At 57.9% G+C, this 15,338-nt stretch carries 12 protein-coding genes and 6 pseudogenes; 15 read left to right on the top strand and 3 right to left on the bottom strand.

Annotated elements, in window-relative coordinates; translation table 11 throughout:
• The first annotated feature begins 165 nt into the window (after positions 1-165).
• The 8 genes from VSR34_RS33785 (at position 166) to VSR34_RS33750 (ending at position 7,937) form a co-directional block, all read left to right on the top strand.
• A complete protein-coding gene (locus VSR34_RS33785) occupies positions 166-1,098 on the top strand; it encodes a LysR family transcriptional regulator (protein WP_342964698.1) in 933 nt (310 codons plus the stop codon).
• Positions 1,099-1,535: 437 nt separating this feature from the next.
• A complete protein-coding gene (gene nifA, locus VSR34_RS33780; protein ID WP_342964697.1) occupies positions 1,536-3,182 on the top strand; it encodes a nif-specific transcriptional activator NifA in 1,647 nt (548 codons plus the stop codon).
• A gap of 224 nt (positions 3,183-3,406) precedes the next feature.
• A complete protein-coding gene (nifE, locus tag VSR34_RS33775) occupies positions 3,407-4,900 on the top strand; it encodes a nitrogenase iron-molybdenum cofactor biosynthesis protein NifE (RefSeq protein WP_342964696.1) in 1,494 nt (497 codons plus the stop codon).
• A gap of 22 nt (positions 4,901-4,922) precedes the next feature.
• Entirely contained in the window at positions 4,923-6,278 is a 1,356-nt protein-coding gene (nifN, locus tag VSR34_RS33770; protein ID WP_342964695.1) for a nitrogenase iron-molybdenum cofactor biosynthesis protein NifN, read from the top strand.
• A gap of 55 nt (positions 6,279-6,333) precedes the next feature.
• Positions 6,334-6,750, top strand: coding sequence for a nitrogen fixation protein NifX (gene nifX / locus VSR34_RS33765; protein WP_342964694.1), 417 nt, complete (start codon positions 6,334-6,336; stop codon positions 6,748-6,750).
• 74 nt (positions 6,751-6,824) lie between these two features.
• Positions 6,825-7,058 (top strand): CCE_0567 family metalloprotein, encoded by a 234-nt coding sequence (locus VSR34_RS33760; RefSeq protein ID WP_342964693.1) that lies wholly within the window; start codon positions 6,825-6,827, stop codon positions 7,056-7,058.
• The gene (fdxB, locus tag VSR34_RS33755; protein WP_342964692.1) at positions 7,042-7,353 is read left to right on the top strand and encodes a ferredoxin III, nif-specific; all 312 of its coding nucleotides are present in this window, start codon (positions 7,042-7,044) and stop codon (positions 7,351-7,353) included. The genes VSR34_RS33760 and fdxB overlap by 17 nt, the downstream gene beginning before the upstream one ends.
• Before the next feature lie 17 nt (positions 7,354-7,370).
• A complete protein-coding gene (locus VSR34_RS33750; protein ID WP_342964691.1) occupies positions 7,371-7,937 on the top strand; it encodes a nitrogen fixation protein NifQ in 567 nt (188 codons plus the stop codon).
• A gap of 408 nt (positions 7,938-8,345) precedes the next feature.
• Here VSR34_RS33750 and VSR34_RS33745 read toward each other — a convergent pair.
• A pseudogene (locus tag VSR34_RS33745) lies at positions 8,346-8,699 on the bottom strand (ATP-binding protein); the annotation flags it as partial.
• Here VSR34_RS33745 and VSR34_RS33740 point away from each other — a divergent pair.
• The 3 pseudogenes from VSR34_RS33740 to VSR34_RS33730 form a co-directional block, all read left to right on the top strand.
• Positions 8,695-8,802 (top strand): annotated as a pseudogene (locus VSR34_RS33740) (ATP-binding protein); the annotation flags it as partial. The pseudogenes VSR34_RS33745 and VSR34_RS33740 sit on opposite strands and share 5 nt — an antisense overlap.
• 4 nt (positions 8,803-8,806) lie before the next feature.
• A pseudogene (locus VSR34_RS33735) lies at positions 8,807-9,649 on the top strand (IS21 family transposase); the annotation flags it as partial.
• Positions 9,646-9,960, top strand: a pseudogene (locus VSR34_RS33730) (ATP-binding protein); the annotation flags it as partial. The pseudogenes VSR34_RS33735 and VSR34_RS33730, both read left to right, overlap by 4 nt.
• A gap of 7 nt (positions 9,961-9,967) precedes the next feature.
• On the opposite strand, the pseudogene VSR34_RS33725 reads toward VSR34_RS33730, so the two are convergent.
• Positions 9,968-10,291 (bottom strand): annotated as a pseudogene (locus VSR34_RS33725) (DDE-type integrase/transposase/recombinase); the annotation flags it as partial.
• Between the two features lie 128 nt (positions 10,292-10,419).
• Here VSR34_RS33725 and VSR34_RS33720 point away from each other — a divergent pair.
• The 4 genes and pseudogenes from VSR34_RS33720 to VSR34_RS33705 all read left to right on the top strand — a co-directional run bounded on the left by VSR34_RS33720 (position 10,420) and on the right by VSR34_RS33705 (position 13,891).
• Positions 10,420-11,670 carry a site-specific integrase gene (locus tag VSR34_RS33720; protein WP_342964690.1) on the top strand — a complete coding sequence of 417 codons (1,251 nt, stop codon included), beginning with the start codon at positions 10,420-10,422 and terminating at the stop codon, positions 11,668-11,670.
• Positions 11,667-11,930: a hypothetical protein gene (locus tag VSR34_RS33715; RefSeq protein WP_342964689.1), complete on the top strand. Its 264-nt coding sequence runs from the start codon at positions 11,667-11,669 to the stop codon at positions 11,928-11,930. The genes VSR34_RS33720 and VSR34_RS33715 overlap by 4 nt, the downstream gene beginning before the upstream one ends.
• A gap of 334 nt (positions 11,931-12,264) precedes the next feature.
• A pseudogene (locus tag VSR34_RS33710) lies at positions 12,265-12,696 on the top strand (transposase); the annotation flags it as partial.
• Positions 12,697-12,871: 175 nt separating this feature from the next.
• Positions 12,872-13,891, top strand: a complete 1,020-nt coding sequence (locus VSR34_RS33705) for an IS110 family transposase (RefSeq protein ID WP_342964688.1) — start codon at positions 12,872-12,874, stop codon at positions 13,889-13,891.
• A 676-nt stretch (positions 13,892-14,567) separates the two neighbouring features.
• On the opposite strand, the gene VSR34_RS33700 is transcribed toward VSR34_RS33705, so the two are convergent.
• Positions 14,568-15,101, bottom strand: a complete 534-nt coding sequence (locus VSR34_RS33700; RefSeq protein WP_342964687.1) for a hypothetical protein — start codon at positions 15,099-15,101, stop codon at positions 14,568-14,570.
• Positions 15,102-15,338: the final 237 nt, after the last annotated feature.

The following is a 15,338-nucleotide window of genomic DNA, read 5'->3' as shown; positions in this document are numbered from 1 at the left end:
CGTTTCCTTAAACACAGCGAATCCTTTTGGCGACCCGTATCTAGGCCTCATTCTCATTCGTTTTTTTGCGCACCCGTGCTCTCTATGTGGGCGACGGAAGGATACTAACCGCAGCTGTATGCGTGGTATAAGCTGATAATGTTTATGTTTGCATGAGGGAAATTGATGATTCGCGATCTCGACAGCACGCTACTGCGTACGTTCGTGACAGTAGTGGAAGCCGGCAGTGTGAGCAATGCTGCCATGGAGCTCCATCGTACACAGGCTGCCGTCAGCATGGCCCTTCGGCGGCTCGAAGACGAAGTCGGTCAGCGCCTCCTTGAACGTTCACCGCGCGGCGTGAAGCCGACCTCTGCGGGCAACGTTCTGTTGCCCTATGCACACAAGTTGCTCGAAATCGGCCTTGCGGCCCGTTCCGCCCTTACTTCGGGTGAAGTTGCGGGTACCGTGAAGATCGGAATTCCCGAGGACATCGCCATGAGTCACCTCCGCCATGCATTGCGGCAATTTTCGACATTGTTTCCTGATGTAGCCTTGGAGATTGTCGTTGATGCGAGTCCGGTCCTATCGCAGCGGCTCATGAGCAACACGCTGGATTTCGCGATTGGTGATCCCGCCCTGATCCCGGTGGAGCCGCTCGTCACCTGGCGACATCCTCTTCGCTGGGCGACCGCGCGCACGCGCAATGCTGATCTCGGAGACGGTCCGCTGCCGATTGTTGCATTCGGCGGTGCATGCCGGTGGCAGGAGAGTTATTTTGCCACGTTGCTTGAGGCAGGTATCCCTTGGCGCGTGGCCTGCAAAAGCACGAGCCTCTCTGCGGTTCAGTCAGCCGTTGAGGCTGGGCTCGGCGTCGCGCTACTTCTGGACTGGCAGGTGCGCCGCGATACGATGCGTGCGATCGATCCCCGCGCAGTAGGGTTGCCGTTGCCGCCGGTGGCGGAATTCGGTCTCTTTAGTCCTGGGCGTTTAGAAGACCGCTCGTCTGCGGTCAACGCACTTCAGCGCTTTCTCTTCCGTTCGCTGCAACTGAGTACTCTCGGAGACGGTGCGCACGACGGAGCGTCAGCAGGCTGGCCACTACCTGGTTCCAACTGATGGGCGTCTGAGGCAAAACGCGTCGAAGGGCCGAACATCGGCGCGTCAAATGGAGATGCAGACGATAAAACGTCCTGTCTTTTGAGTCGAGCATTAACGCTACGCGGCGTGTACTCTAATTCACGCGTAGTCATGCTACCTCGTCATAAATCAAGTACGTCGCGTACATTTAAAAATAGTCGGCAGTGCAAACCTAATTTTGTCGTAAAACCTACGTCTTTTTTCGGTAGTATCCCATCTGCGTACAAAGATACATCGTGTCTTTTGTCGCATCTCTGACACCGCGACTGCGATTGTGTCGTCCTTGTCTCTTTTGTCGGCTTTCGTGCCCGTTGCGGCAGGAGCTTACCATGGCTTGCGAAAACGTAGCGCCGCCAACTATTTTGTTGGGGCTCGGGTCCCGCGGCGCTGACGTGCAATTTCCGGAGTTCAGATCTATGTCACATATTGATCTCAATCAGAGCCATCTCAGTTTTGATGTGGTCTACGAAGTAGTAAAGACGTTGACTTCATCCAGAGATACCGAAAGGACGTTGGAGAGATCTTTGCGTTACTTGTCATATGCGTGTGGATGGCGCTCCGCGTTTATTGCGGTCGCCGAACCAGGCGGCCATCTGGGCGGCGTGTGTGGCACGGGGTTGTCAGGGGACTGGCGTGAACGTCTTCGTTTCCTGCCCCATGACGGGGTGCTGGGGCGAATACACGCGAACGATTCGGCCGGTGTGGTGGCGAAATTGCGGGACGAACCACTCTTCGTGGACAGCATCGAAATCTTCGACGAATTGGAAGGGGAGCATGTGGCACTGCTCGGGGCGCCGATCAGGTACGAAGGGCGGCCGCTCGGCGTACTTGTTGCGTTCTGTGAGAATACTGACGGACAGCGCGCCTTCGCTAGTGACCTCCAACTCATGAAGGTCGTCGCGGCGCCGATGGGGCAGGCAATTCTGCTCGATCGTGCGTCGGGTCAGATGGACCAAACCGCGCGACAGGAGACGAGACGAGAGGTCAACGCTGACCGGCCTTTGTATCACATCGACAATGTGCTCGGGGAATCTGCACCCATGCAACGCGTCTTTTCACAAGTTCATCAAGTAGCACGTACGCGCACGACTGTGCTTTTGCGCGGCGAGAGCGGAACTGGAAAGGAGTTGATCGCGCGCGCGATTTATCGGTTATCCCCGCGCAAGGACCAGCCGTTCATCTCAGTGAACTGTGCAGCGCTCACAGAAACACTGCTAGAAAGCGAATTGTTCGGTCATGAGAAGGGAGCGTTTACGGGTGCGCAATTTCAACGCAAGGGGCGATTCGAACTGGCACACGGCGGGACACTTTTCCTCGATGAGATCGGCGACATCTCGCCGTCGTTCCAAGCCAAATTGTTGCGCGTTTTGCAGGAACGCGAGTTCGAGCGGGTGGGTGGCACTACCCCGGTGAAAGTCGATGTTAGGCTGATCGTTGCTACGAACCGCAACCTGGAACAAATGGTGAAGGCGGGGGAATTTCGGGCGGATCTCTACTACCGCATCAACGTCGTAAGCGTCCTTTTGCCGCCGCTGCGCGAACGCCGTGAGGACATTCCGGCAATGGCACAGCACTTTCTGGATCGTTTTAACCGCGACAATCGTCGGTCTCTGCATTTCAGTGAGCAAGCGTTTCGGGTTCTGTCCAACTGCTACTGGCCAGGTAATGTGCGCGAACTGGAAAATTGCGTTGAGCGTACCGCGACAATGGTGGATGATGACACGATAGATCGCTTTTCCTTTCTGTGTGAGGGAGGCCGGTGCCTTAGCAAAGAATTGCATTACATCGAACGAGAAGACGCTGTTCGTCCTACCCGCTCGTTGGACGCTCCAAACAATGAAATGCCGAATGCCATGGCGAACGTAAGTGCCGGTGAATGGAAGGGGGGTAGCTTCGAGACGCCAAGCGGTAGCGACATGCCGGGGAGCGAGCGGGAACAGCTTGTGTGGGCAATGGAGCGCTGTGGGTGGGTACAAGCGAAGGCCGCACGACTCCTGCATATCACGCCGCGGCAGATCGGCTACGCGCTGCGTAAGCACGGCATCAAACTGCGCCGCTTCTGACGGCCGCGGCGGTTGCGCGCATGAATTTGGAGAGACTGGGCGAGAAGACTACCGGCAGCCTCTTCCCTGTCGCATCACTGTAGTGATTGGTTCAACTTCTTCAACGCAGGTAACAAGGACGACAAATCCTGCTTCGGCATAGCGCCGCTATGACCGTTAACTTGGGCTGCGATGGTGGTACGCAATTTGCGTGTGGTCGTGGACTCTATTGTCGGGACTCCACGATGTTGCTAAAGACGACGGCTGTCGAATTCTTCAACGAACCGGGTTGCGCAAAGAACCTGGCGAAGAGCGAAAAGGAGCGCAAGCAAGGCTGTTCGAAGCAGGTTGCGCCGGGGGCGGCCGCTGGCGGATGCGCATTCGACGGCGCGCGAATCGCATTGCAGCCCGTGGTCGACGTCGCGCACCTGGTGCACGGGCCTATTGCATGCGAAGGCAACTCTTGGGACAACCGCCATTCGGCATCGTCTGGGCCCACCCTCTACCGCACTGCATTCACAACCGATATCAACGAACTCGATGTAGTCTATGGCGGCGAGAGGCGGCTTTTCAGGAGTCTGCGTGAAATTCTCGAAAAATACGGTCCGCCCGCCGTGTTTGTCTATCAGACGTGCGTGACTGCATTGATCGGCGACGACATAGACGCGGTATGCAAGCACGCGTCGGAAAAGTTCGGTAAGCCCATCATACCGGTGAATGCGCCCGGCTTCGCAGGATCCAAAAACTTAGGCAACAAGCTCGCAGGGGAGGCGATCCTCGATTACGTGATCGGCACGCGCGAGCCGGCGTACAAGACGCCATTCGATATCAATCTTATCGGTGAATATAACCTCTCGGGCGAGTTGTGGCAGATAAAGCCGTTGTTCGAGGCGCTCGGCATCCGGATCCTGTCCTGCATTTCGGGAGACGGCCGCTATAACGAGATCGCGAGCGCGCACTGTGCGAAGGTCAACATGGTGGTGTGCTCCAAGTCGATGCTCAACATCGCGACAAAAATGCAGAAGCGCTACGGTATTCCATACCTCGAGGGTTCATTCTATGGAATTGGCGACATGAGCGACGCGTTGCGCCGGGTTGCGAGGCTACTGGTGGAGCAGGGAGCACCCGAGGAGCTCATCGTGCGCACCGAGCACCTTGTCAAGGCAGAAGAGGCCCGTGTATGGGAGCGCGTTGCTCCGTACAGGCAGCGGCTCAATGGCAAACGTGTGCTGCTCATCACCGGCGGCGTTAAGTCATGGTCAGTGGTCGCGGCGTTGCAAGAGGCGGGGCTCGAGATCGTCGGCACTAGTGTGAAGAAGAGCACGGAGGGAGACAAGGAAAGAATCAAGGACCTGATGGGCGATGACACGCGCATGATCGACAATTTGACGGCACGCGAGATGTACACCATGCTCTTGGATGCGAAGGCCGACATCATGCTGTCCGGCGGGCGCTCGCAGTTTGTCGCGCTGAAGGCGCGCATGCCGTGGCTCGATGTGAATCAGGAGCGACACCATCCATACGCTGGCTACGACGGCATTGTCAAATTGATGCAGGAGATCGACCGTGCAATCCATAACCCGGTCTGGCAGCAGGTGCGTATTCCTGCGCCGTGGAACGACGAAGGCGTAGTGCATCGCGAGGGGATTCTTGGGTTTTCCGGGCACAGCGATCCGGTTCGTCAGGGAGCAGACTGCGAGGACTACGATTGTAACTTCCGCGCGGCGGTATCGAGTTGATTTTCACAGTGGGGCACATATCATGGCGATAGTCGTCGAGTCAGAAAAAGCCTGTACCGTTAATCCGTTAAAGATGAGTCAACCGCTCGGCGCGACCTACGCAGCGATGGGGCTTGACGCATGTGTGCCGGTAATGCACGGCTCGCAGGGCTGTACGTCGTTCGCGCTCGTGCTACTGGTGCGCCATTTCAAAGAAGCCATTCCGCTGCAAACAACGGCGATGAGCGAGGTCACCGCGATTCTCGGCGGATACGAGAACGTAGAGACAGCGCTGATGAACATTCGCAAGCGCGCGGCGCCTAAGATGATTGTGCTCTGCACGACGGGCCTGACTGAGACGAACGGCGAGGATCTAGAGGGGCATCTTGCGATGGTGCGAAAACGCAAGCGTGAACTCGACGATACTGAACTTGTCCTCGTTTCCACACCGGACTATGTGGGCGCCTTTGAGGACGGCTACAGGCGCGCTGTAACCGCGATCGTCGAGACGCTGGTGAAGCCGTTGCCGACGGTACGTCAGCAGATCAATCTAGTGCCGGGCAGTCATCTATCGCCCGGCGACATCGACGAGCTTCGCGAGATTATTCGCGCATTCGGGCTGGAGCCAATCGTGCTTCCAGATGTTTCCGGGTCCCTCGACGGCCACCTTGATTCTGTGTGGCGTGGCACGACGCTAGGCGGAACGACGGTTGATCAGATCCGTGCCGGGGGGGCGTCGTCATTCACAATTGGCGTAGGTGAGCAAACGCGCGACGCCGCTGAGATGGTCGAAGCGATTGCCGGCGTGCCATTCGAGATCTTCGAGCGACTAACGGGGCTGGAGCCGAACGACCGCTTCTTGCATCGCCTTGCACACCTTTCGGGGCGTGCAGTCCCGGCGCGATATCTCCGGCAGCGCAGCCAAGTACTGGATGCGATGCTCGACAGCCATTTTTATACTGGTGGTCTCAAGGCGGCGATCGGTGCAGAGCCTGACCTGCTGCTTTCGATCGGTTCGCTGCTCCGTGAAATGGGTGCGGAACTATCTGTTTGCATTAGTACCACTGATTCGGCATCGCATGCGCTCTTGCCGGCAAGCGAAGTCATATTGGGGGACTTGGAGGACATGGAACGGGGCGCGAGTCATTGCGACCTGCTGATCACGCACTCGCACGGCAGGCAGATGGCCGCTCGCCTCGGAAAGCCGCTCATGCGCGCGGGCTTTCCGGTATTTGACCGCGTGGGGAACGCCCATCGTTGCCAGGTAGGTTATCGCGGCACGATGAATCTTATTTTCGAGATCGCCAACGTCATGATCGAGAGGATACCGCAACCTCATCCCGGCGAGTGGAAACTGCCGCAATCATCGGGCGGCCTTGATGTTTCGATTCAGGGTTAGGTTTAAGAGAAGGATGTTATATGCCGTAATTTGAACGTGATGAGGTGGCCAGCGCATGAAGATCGCATTTGCGACACAGGACAAAGTGCACATCGACGCTCATTTTGGCTGGGCGAAAAGCATTGCAGTCTACGATGTGACGACGGAAGGGCATACGCTTTTACAGGTTTTTGATTTCGGCGAGAAGCAGGTGCCGGACGGCGATGATGAGAAATTTGCGCCGAAGCTCGAAGTGATCCGCGACTGCGCGATGTTGTTTGTCGCGGCCATAGGCGGTACTGCGGCTGCGCGCGTCGTAGCGCTTAAGGTCCATCCAGTGAAAGTGCCGCAGCCGTTGCCGATCGAAGACATTCTGATCAAGCTGCGCGGGGTTCTGAAAGGAACGCCGCCTCCGTGGTTGCGCAAGGTTCTCATCAGGGAACGTGGCAGATCGTACGACTTTGCAGGCGACGATGAGTCGCCCCTGGGCTAAAACCGATCTCCGTAGTATGGACGGTTCTTGTTGCCAGTGACGCCTGTAATGCGTCGTCCGATAAGGAGGACAGGATGACTAATGATCAGCGGGAACTTAAAACGCGCCTTAAAAAACTCAACGCGTGGGCCATGCAGGCCAAGATGGATCTGCATGATCTGTCAGAAGATCTGCCAACGGGTTGGGAGCAGATAATGGTGGTCGCGCAACGCTGTCACGACGCGCATGCCGCGCTGATGCGGGCGCGTCAGACCGCAGTTTCGGCTCGCGATTCAACTTCCGGAGCTCGAGATGAGCCATCTGTTTAGTGTAGTACTCCCAAGCGGAGAGGTCTGGGTGCCTCACTTTGTAGATTCACTCGATGAACAAAAATGCATCGGTTGCGGGCGATGCTTCAGGGTGTGTTCTCGCGGCGTCCTTCAACTGTTAGGCGTCGATGAGGAGGGCGAGCATGTTCCACTGGATGAAGACGATGATGAAGACGAGGGCGAGCATGAAAAGAAGGTCATGACAATTGCGCATCGTGGTCTCTGTGTTGGCTGCACGGCATGTGCAAAGATATGTCCGAAAGGGTGCTACACACATGCTACGGGTGAAGTGTGAGAAAGCGAGGAGTCTTTATGGATTACCACGCGGCGTTGATGCGCCATGCGACAGACCCCGATGACTTGACGGTGCTTGCGGTCGCCGGCGTTCTCGCAGCGGCGGTCGACGAAGGCGGTACGGAGAGATTGCCTATCCCCGGACTGCACGCCGAAGAGATACACTGGCTGCTTGCTCGCTGGTTCCCCGATGCCGAGAGTTCGCTAGGTCTTGACTTTGGCGCGTCCGCTTCGGAGAAACAAAGACGACCGTCTTATGACGACATTGCTCTTGTAGTGTTGTTAAAGGCGCACGCCAATCCGGCGGCAGGCACAACGACCGAGATCCATTGCATCTCGCACACGCTGGCATCCGCTTGCGCAGGTAGCAAACACTTGTGGCAGGAGTTGCGCCTTCCTTCGCGCGGCGAATTGTCAGCGCTGCTCAATTACTGGTTTCCGACGCTTGCTGAAAGGAACGTTCACGGCATGAAGTGGAAGAGATTTCTCTACAGGGAACTTTGCGGGAGCGAGGGGTTGAACCTCTGTCGGGCATCAAGCTGCGGGGAGTGTTCGGAATATTCCAGCTGCTTTGGTCTGGAATAAATGTGCGGGTCAGCGGATCGGATTAAGTCAGGTATATTTGATGCCCTCTTCTGGCGGTTGCACGAAGGGCGGCGCAGTTTGTGGTTGGCAGTACGGTGAGTGATATAAATCGAAAGTGGTTAGCGATTTTAACGTTATCCGAACAGGAAACAGTTATGGAAAGGTTAAAGATGGTGCTCTGTGGTGCGGTGATGGCTGCTGCGCTGGTAGGGGCGGCGGCGCTGGCTGCCGCTGCCTCGGAAAAGGAATGCACGTGGGAGGACCTGAAGAACACTTTTACGAGTCTGTACCTCTATTGGTGGCCCCGCGGGGGGGATGGCCCGGGAGTTCATGTGGGGGAGGCCCGGATGGGCAGTTCAAACTCCTCCATTTGTGGGCGGCTAAATTCCCCCTGGCAGGACGAGCGGATTATGCGTCGGATTCCTCAGTGACGGCAAGTCTGGTGGCAGCTTCCCGCAGGCGATAGCTCTTGACTTCGAACTCAAGAAGTTTGGAGCGATGAGCAGTCGATCAAGGATCGTCGAAGCCATGGTGCTGTCGCGCAGGTAGCGCCCCCCAATCCTGGACGATGCGGTTGGACGTGACGAGGATGCTGCGGCGCTGCTTGTAGCGTTGATGGACCAGGGTCTGCAGCAGTTCGGCCGCGGCATCGGGAATGCGTTTGGCGAGGAACAGATCGTCAAGCACGAGGAGTTCAGGCTCAACGAGAGCCTTGAGCAACCGGTCCTGATCGGCGCGCGTTTCCACGGCATAGCCGGCGAACATGATCGGCAAACCTGGCACTGGCAAGAGCCACGTTGCGAAGGCCATCGCCTACAACGCCACCCTGCAGGGTATGAAGGTGCGCTATGTCGAGTCCGACACCGTATCCGAATCGCAAGGGTACCGTCGAGAACGCAATCCAGCATACCCAGGGTACGGCCCTGAAGGGACGCCGGTTCGAGTCGATCGAGGAGCAAAACGCCTTCCTCGATCAATGGGAATCGAACTGGGCAGCCAGAAGAATTCACGGCAGCACGCGTCGCCAGGTTCAGGCGATGTTCGAGGAAGAGCGCCCCCATCTGCGCGCATTGCCCGCCCGCAACTTCGAATACTTCACCGACAAGGTCTACACGGTCTGCGACGACACTTGCGTACGGGTGGACCACAGCAGCTACGCAGCCCGACCGGCTCCCATCGGCAGCCAGGAGCTGGTGCGTAAATTTGCCCGGCGCCTGGAAATCCGCAACCTCCAGACACAGGCATTGCTGCGCACCCACATTCTGGCCGAGAGGCCGGGAACGGTGGTACTGCCGCAGGACGAGCGTCCGTTCAATCCCTCCCGCGAAACGCGCCGCATCCTCGCGCAGGCCAGGACGATCGGGCCGTCAGCCGAGCGCCTGTGCCAGCATCTGTTCGACACCGAAGGCCGGGTCGGTCAGCGCAAGCTCTGGGGCATCGTTGGCCTGGTCCGGCGCTACCCCCGCCGCCTGATCGAATCCGCCTGCGAGATCGCCATGAGAGAAGGCGTGCCCAGCTACAAGCACGTCAAGGCGCTGACCGAGCGTCTGCTGGAGCAGGCGCTGGCTGAACTGGACGCGCCCATCCAGGGCGAACTGCCCTTGACTCAGGAACATCACCTCATCCGGGACGGCGACGACTATGCCGACCTGTTCACCCTCGGCGCGAAGCATAGCGCCGCCATGCCATCACCCCACGGAGATCTCTCTTGAGCATGAGCCTTGTTGAAATCGACCGCGCCCTGCGCGAACTTCGCCTGTCGGGCATCAGCGCGACACTCGAAACCCGGGTACTGCAGGCCCAGGCCAGTCAGCAGCCGTTCCTCGAAACCTTCTCCATGATTCTGCAGGACGAGCTCGATCGCCGGCAGTCCCGGCTGCTCGAACGGCGTTTCCAGCAATCCGGACTGGACGAGCGCAAAACCTTGACCGACTTCGACTGGTCCTTCAATCCGAAAGTGCCCCGTCAAGCCTGCTTCGAGCTACACACCCTGAAGTTCGTCGCCGACAGCGACAACGCGCTGTTTCTCGTACGCGGGCTGGGTCCGCCACCACGCCGTAGTGAGCGAGCATGGCGGCATACACCGGATTGAGCTCCGGCTCGTACAGGTCCGGTTTGACAACGCCTTCCTTTAGAATGTCGAGGACGACGTATTGCGTGACGCCACCAAAGTGGCGCCAGGCCTGCTCGTGCAGTTCGGCCCAGACCTGTTTGCTGGACTTCCACACGACGCGGCGGAAGCTGCGCCGCGAGTAGCGGAGCGTCATCACGAACAGCCGCGGCTTGCGGTAGCGGTTTGTGCCCGGGACCTTGGTCAGGGCGCCCTCGCCATAGTCAACCTGGGCTTCCTCGCCTAATCTCAAGGAAGCCATAATCGGAAGGAAACTGTCGGGTCCGCCGGCGGGCCTTATTTTTTCGCGATTGTGCTTACCATTACGGGCACGTGGCATCCTCAGGCTTGGTCTTGTCCGAGGAGGTTCCTATGTCCGCTCCGCTATCAACTGATGAGTTGTTGATCGAGAAACTGCTGGCACACCTGAGGGCCGAGGGATACTCCCTACGGATCCAGCAGTGGTATCCGGCTCGCGTGCGTCAGTTACTGAATTACTGCAACCGCAATGGACTGTCTATCGAAACCGTCCGCTCGGAACATTTGACACGGTTCTTACGGGGGCAATATCGACTATCGCGGCAACGGTACAGCAAGCTGCCACCGTTCCAGCAGTGGCGACATCGATACACCGGTGCCATCAATATGATGCTGCGTCTTGTGCGCGGTGCATGGCCGGTCCCGGACCCACCAAGCACCGCGCTCGAAGGGTTTCATCGAGACATCGTTAGGGACTACGACACATGGTTGCGCGAACTACGCGGACTGCACCCACTGACTCGAGCCAAGCGCGCAAAGCATGCGTTGCAATTCCTGGCTTCACTCGGGCAGCGCGCAGACCAGCAGGGTCTTACGGACTTGAGCGTTCGCGAACTTGACGCGCACTTGAAGCAATGTTGTGATGGGCTGCGGCGCGGTTCCATCGAAGATCGAACCGTCTGCCTCCGTGATTTTCTTCGCTACTTGTGGCGCACGGGCCGAACTGCGATTGATCTCGCTGGCACTGTGATTGGGCCGCGCATCTATGAGCTCGAAGGCATCCCAGTCGCTCTTCGGACAGAAGAAGTGAAGCGAGTACTGGAGGTGACTCGGAAGGATCTCTCTCCGGTCGGCCTGCGCGACTACGCCATCTTGACCCTGTTGTCGACCTACGGCTTGCGGGCTGCAGAAGTCGTCAATCTACGCCTGGAGGACATCGACTGGAAGCGTGACGTCCTTCGTGTGCGCCACACAAAGACCGGGACCTACTCCGAGCTGCCATTGCTACGCGAACCTGGCGAAGCCGTGCTCCGATATGTGGAGAAGGCGCGACCGCCAAGCGTACATCGAGAGGTATTCCTGCGCATCCAGGTGCCACACCGCCCGTTCAAGAACGGATCGATCCTCAACTGCATTACGAGTGCTCGTCTGCGAGCAGCCGGAGTCACTCCGCAAGGAAGGAAGGGCCCTCACGCCTTTCGCCACGCTCGCGCCGTGAGCTTGCTGCGAACTGGTGTGCCGCTAAAGATCATCGGCGACGTGTTGGGTCACACGTCTGCGGGCGCGACCGTAACCTATCTGAAGCTCGCGACCGAGGATCTGCGATCCATCGGACTGGATCTGCCAGGAGGAAGTTTGCCATGACTCATTTACCGTTCATCGATGCAGCACTCATCGAGCGATTTTTGCGGGCGCAAGGTTTTCGCCATCCGGCAACGCACAAGAACTATGCGGGCATTCTGCGCAACTTCAATAGCTTTCTCACGGACCACGGCGCGATTACATCACCGGACATCTCAATCCTAAAGCAATGGCTGAAGGAACATAGTCTCAAGTGGCAGGCGCACATCCTTTATCACCGGACCCTCCTGATCGAGCGATATGTCCGGTGGCTGCATGACTAGGGGATGATCGCGTCGAACCCATTTGCAGAACTGCATCGACAGTATGGACCGCGCACTACACCGATTGTGCGAGCCCTCGTGGGGGGCGCCAATTATGTTGGCCGGTCGTTGACGTTTGTTTTGGCCGGTGGTGAGGAGTCGGAGGCGGCGTAGCCGCCGGAGACGACGAACCACCGGCGGCGCCGCGTCGGCGGGGCAATAGGATGGCTGATCGATTCTTAAATAAGAAGCGGTCAGCACATGTCTGGAACCCGCATCACCGACCAACAGGTTCGCCTCTACATGAACAAGCGCAAACACCATCCGCAGGAACTCGCGGCCGCGAAGGCAGGAATACAAGCGTAAGAAAGGGAGCAAGGTGCACATGGCGGTAGATACATAGGGGCAGCTGCTTGCGGTGCATGTGACGCCGGCTAACGAACAGGAGCGTGCACAGGTCGGTGAACTGGCGCGACAGGTCCAGCAGGCCACGGGGCAGACAGTGAAAATCGCGTTCGCTGACCAGGGCTACACCGGCGAAGAGCCTGCACAGGCCGCGCTCGATGAAGGCATCGACCTTCAATTGGTCAGGTTGCCGGAGGCGAAAAAGGGCTTTGTACTGTTGCCGCGTCGTTGGGTGGTGGAACGCAGCTTCGGCTGGCTTAACCGCTTCCGCCGACTGACCAGAGACTACGAGCGCTTGCCCGAAACCTTGGCAGGTCTGCATTTCGTCGTGTTCTCCGTGCTTATGCTCGTCCACTTTGCATCCCTTAACAAAAGTGCATAACACCTTCTAGTCTCTAGGTGGGGGATTTTGAGGTGCCCACAGGTGGAATGATATGAACGGCCCCGCCGCCTACCGTGAAGGAGCCTGCGGGGGGGCGGATCCTCACGGGCCGACGGCATCAGAGTGCCCAGATTGGAAGATCATGAGATCTTCACAGGCAACCGGAGGATCCAAAGTGAACTATACGACCATCGGCGTGGACATCGCCAAGAACGTGATGCAGAAGCACTGGATCGATCCCGACACCGGGGAGGTTGTTAACAAATCGATCAGGCGCACAGCGTTTCTCGAGCATTTCGCGAACTGCACGCCCTGCTTGATCGGAATGGAGGCGTGTGGCGGCGCTCAGCACTGGGCTCGCGCCCTGACGAAAATGGGGCACCAGGTCAAACTGATGCCCGCGAAATTCGTCAAGGCCTTCAACATCGGTAACAAGAACGATCCGGCGGATGCACGGGCGATCTGGATGGCAGTTCAGATGTCCAGTAAGGCCGTGGCCGTCAAAACCGAAGATCAGCAAGCAGTCCTCGCACTGCATCGCATGCGGCAGCAACTGGTGAAGTTCCGTACGATGCAAATCAACAGCCTTCGAGGACTGCTGACCGAATATGGTGAAGTCATGGGCAAGGGTCGGAGCGCATTAGACAAGGCAATAACAGCCATTCTGGCCAAGCTGTCAGAGTGTTTGCCGGCCATGCTGATCGATACGCTGCGCGAACAATGGAATGGCTTGACCACGCTCGATGAGCAAATCCTGGTCATCGAACGACGGCTGCATGCCTGGATGAGGCAGGACGCGGCGTCCACGGCGATTGCTGCGATACCCGGCGTTGGGCTATTGAGCGCAACGGCGGCTGCGGCGACCATGGGTGATCCCCGAGCCTTCCGGTCGGGACGTGAATTTGCTGCCTGGCTCGGTCTGGTCCCCGGGCAAACTGGAACCGGTGGCAAAGTCAAGCTGCTGGGCATAAGCAAGCGCGGCGACACCTATTTGAGAACCTTGCTGATTCATGGTGCCCGCAGCGTTCTGTCTCACGCGAAACAGCCTGGAGAATGGCTCGATCAGCTTAAAAAGCGGCGACCACAGAAGATCGTCGCAGTCGCGCTCGCCAACAAGATGGCACGAATCATCTGGGCAATGCTTGCGCACGATCGCCCCTACAACAAGGATCACGTGAGCACGAAGCCAGTTTGAACAGTCGTTGTCTTTTAACAAGCAGCTCTCTGAAACAGGATAGTCCGTCAAAAGTTGCGTTGGCAATTGAGTGTAATGACAGCACAGGTAGGACCGGGACTTGTGAAACCTGGAAATTCCAACGAGCTTCGAGCTCTTAGGTGGAATGAGGCACGAGTCAGCGGATTTCATAGGGACCCGCAGCGGCAGCATGGCTGCAACAAGGTCGCATATAGAGCTGCAACCTATCCTGCTTGTCAGTACATGAGAAACCTAGCGCAAAAGGGGCCGTTCATATAGGGGAATTTGCCCGCCCATCGGGGGGGAGGGTATCGACTGATTATTGAGCTTCACGAATGGTGGGGGAAAACCAGTGCGATGAAAAGATGGCTTGCGCATTCATCAGCGGCCCAAGGAAAAGGTAGGCATTGCCTCCGGTTCGATGCGAAGGCGCACTTGTCGTACTGGCTCAGCGGTTCGGCGTTCACGGGAACCAGATAGCTAGGAACGCGCGGCGATCGTGTCGAGATTAGGCACGGGTAGCTGGTCCGTGTGCTGCGCCTCGCTGGCGTGCGTGTGGAGCCCGGCGACAACAGCAGTCCGGCTACAGGCAGCGGCCGTAGCCTTTACGGATCAGGGAGATACCGGCGAAGTGAGCCTGCGCGGGCGGGATTCGACGACGCCATCGAGTCCCGAGTCATCGATCTGCCGGACGCAAAGAAAAGTTCGTGCTGCTGGCTTTGAGCGGAATTTGAGCCAATCGCTTCGGCCGACTGGCCAGATACAGAATGGTCGCGGAAAACGTGGCAGCTTGCAGTTCGTCGTACTCTGCGTGCGTACATCTGTTCACTCTGTAACCCTTTACAAAAGTGATACACGCTCTCACGCACAGCCCGATTCGGCGGCCTTGGTCACAGGATCGTTGGGCCCAATTGGCTATCGAGTTGATGCGGCGTGCGTCAACCAGATATGCGGCAGCACGATGAAGGGCGTGCCCAGTTGTGTTGCCAGTTTGCGGCAGCGAACCGTCGGTCGGCTTACGCCGCAGCATAGTCGAGCGTTCCCGCTTCAAGGTCGCGGCGCACATCGGCAGGATGTCTGCCGCATAGGTCGGCCGGGCGCTCACTGTCGAACTGTGTTTGCCGCGCTGTGATAAAACGCGCGGATCGTATTGCAATTCGGTCACGATCCCGCGCGCGAGGCCTCTTCTTCGAGTAGCAAGATCAATCACGGACGCTTTGCTGCGTGGCTCCTTTGCATGGCATCAGCTCTACACGCTGAGGTCACATGAGCTCCGTGTTAGCAATGCACAATCAAAGCAGTGCAATTTGGTCGGCTCAAGTGAGCGTGAGCACGTAAATCGATGGGGCAATGAGCAAGCTAAATGATGTTCAAGGCACGAAGTAAAACGGGGGTGATGAAGCCCCCGTTGTTGTTTCAGAACGGCTCGTCGACGACCTGATCCGGC

Origin of the sequence: Paraburkholderia sp. JHI2823 (assembly GCF_038900695.1) — a bacterium.
Lineage (GTDB): Bacteria > Pseudomonadota > Gammaproteobacteria > Burkholderiales > Burkholderiaceae > Paraburkholderia > Paraburkholderia mimosarum.
Note: the sequence above shows the minus strand (reverse complement) of the source record. Positions and strands in the feature narration are given on the sequence as shown.

What these genes read in the sequence shown, in the direction of transcription:
- VSR34_RS33785 (WP_342964698.1), top strand. Translation starts at nt 166, where the DNA reads ATGATTCGCGATCTCGACAGCACGCTACTGCGTACGTTCGTGACAGTA.
- nifA (WP_342964697.1), top strand. Translation starts at nt 1,536, where the DNA reads ATGTCACATATTGATCTCAATCAGAGCCATCTCAGTTTTGATGTGGTC.
- nifE (WP_342964696.1), top strand. Translation starts at nt 3,407, where the DNA reads ATGTTGCTAAAGACGACGGCTGTCGAATTCTTCAACGAACCGGGTTGC.
- nifN (WP_342964695.1), top strand. Translation starts at nt 4,923, where the DNA reads ATGGCGATAGTCGTCGAGTCAGAAAAAGCCTGTACCGTTAATCCGTTA.
- nifX (WP_342964694.1), top strand. Translation starts at nt 6,334, where the DNA reads ATGAAGATCGCATTTGCGACACAGGACAAAGTGCACATCGACGCTCAT.
- VSR34_RS33760 (WP_342964693.1), top strand. Translation starts at nt 6,825, where the DNA reads ATGACTAATGATCAGCGGGAACTTAAAACGCGCCTTAAAAAACTCAAC.
- fdxB (WP_342964692.1), top strand. Translation starts at nt 7,042, where the DNA reads ATGAGCCATCTGTTTAGTGTAGTACTCCCAAGCGGAGAGGTCTGGGTG.
- VSR34_RS33750 (WP_342964691.1), top strand. Translation starts at nt 7,371, where the DNA reads ATGGATTACCACGCGGCGTTGATGCGCCATGCGACAGACCCCGATGAC.
- VSR34_RS33720 (WP_342964690.1), top strand. Translation starts at nt 10,420, where the DNA reads ATGTCCGCTCCGCTATCAACTGATGAGTTGTTGATCGAGAAACTGCTG.
- VSR34_RS33715 (WP_342964689.1), top strand. Translation starts at nt 11,667, where the DNA reads ATGACTCATTTACCGTTCATCGATGCAGCACTCATCGAGCGATTTTTG.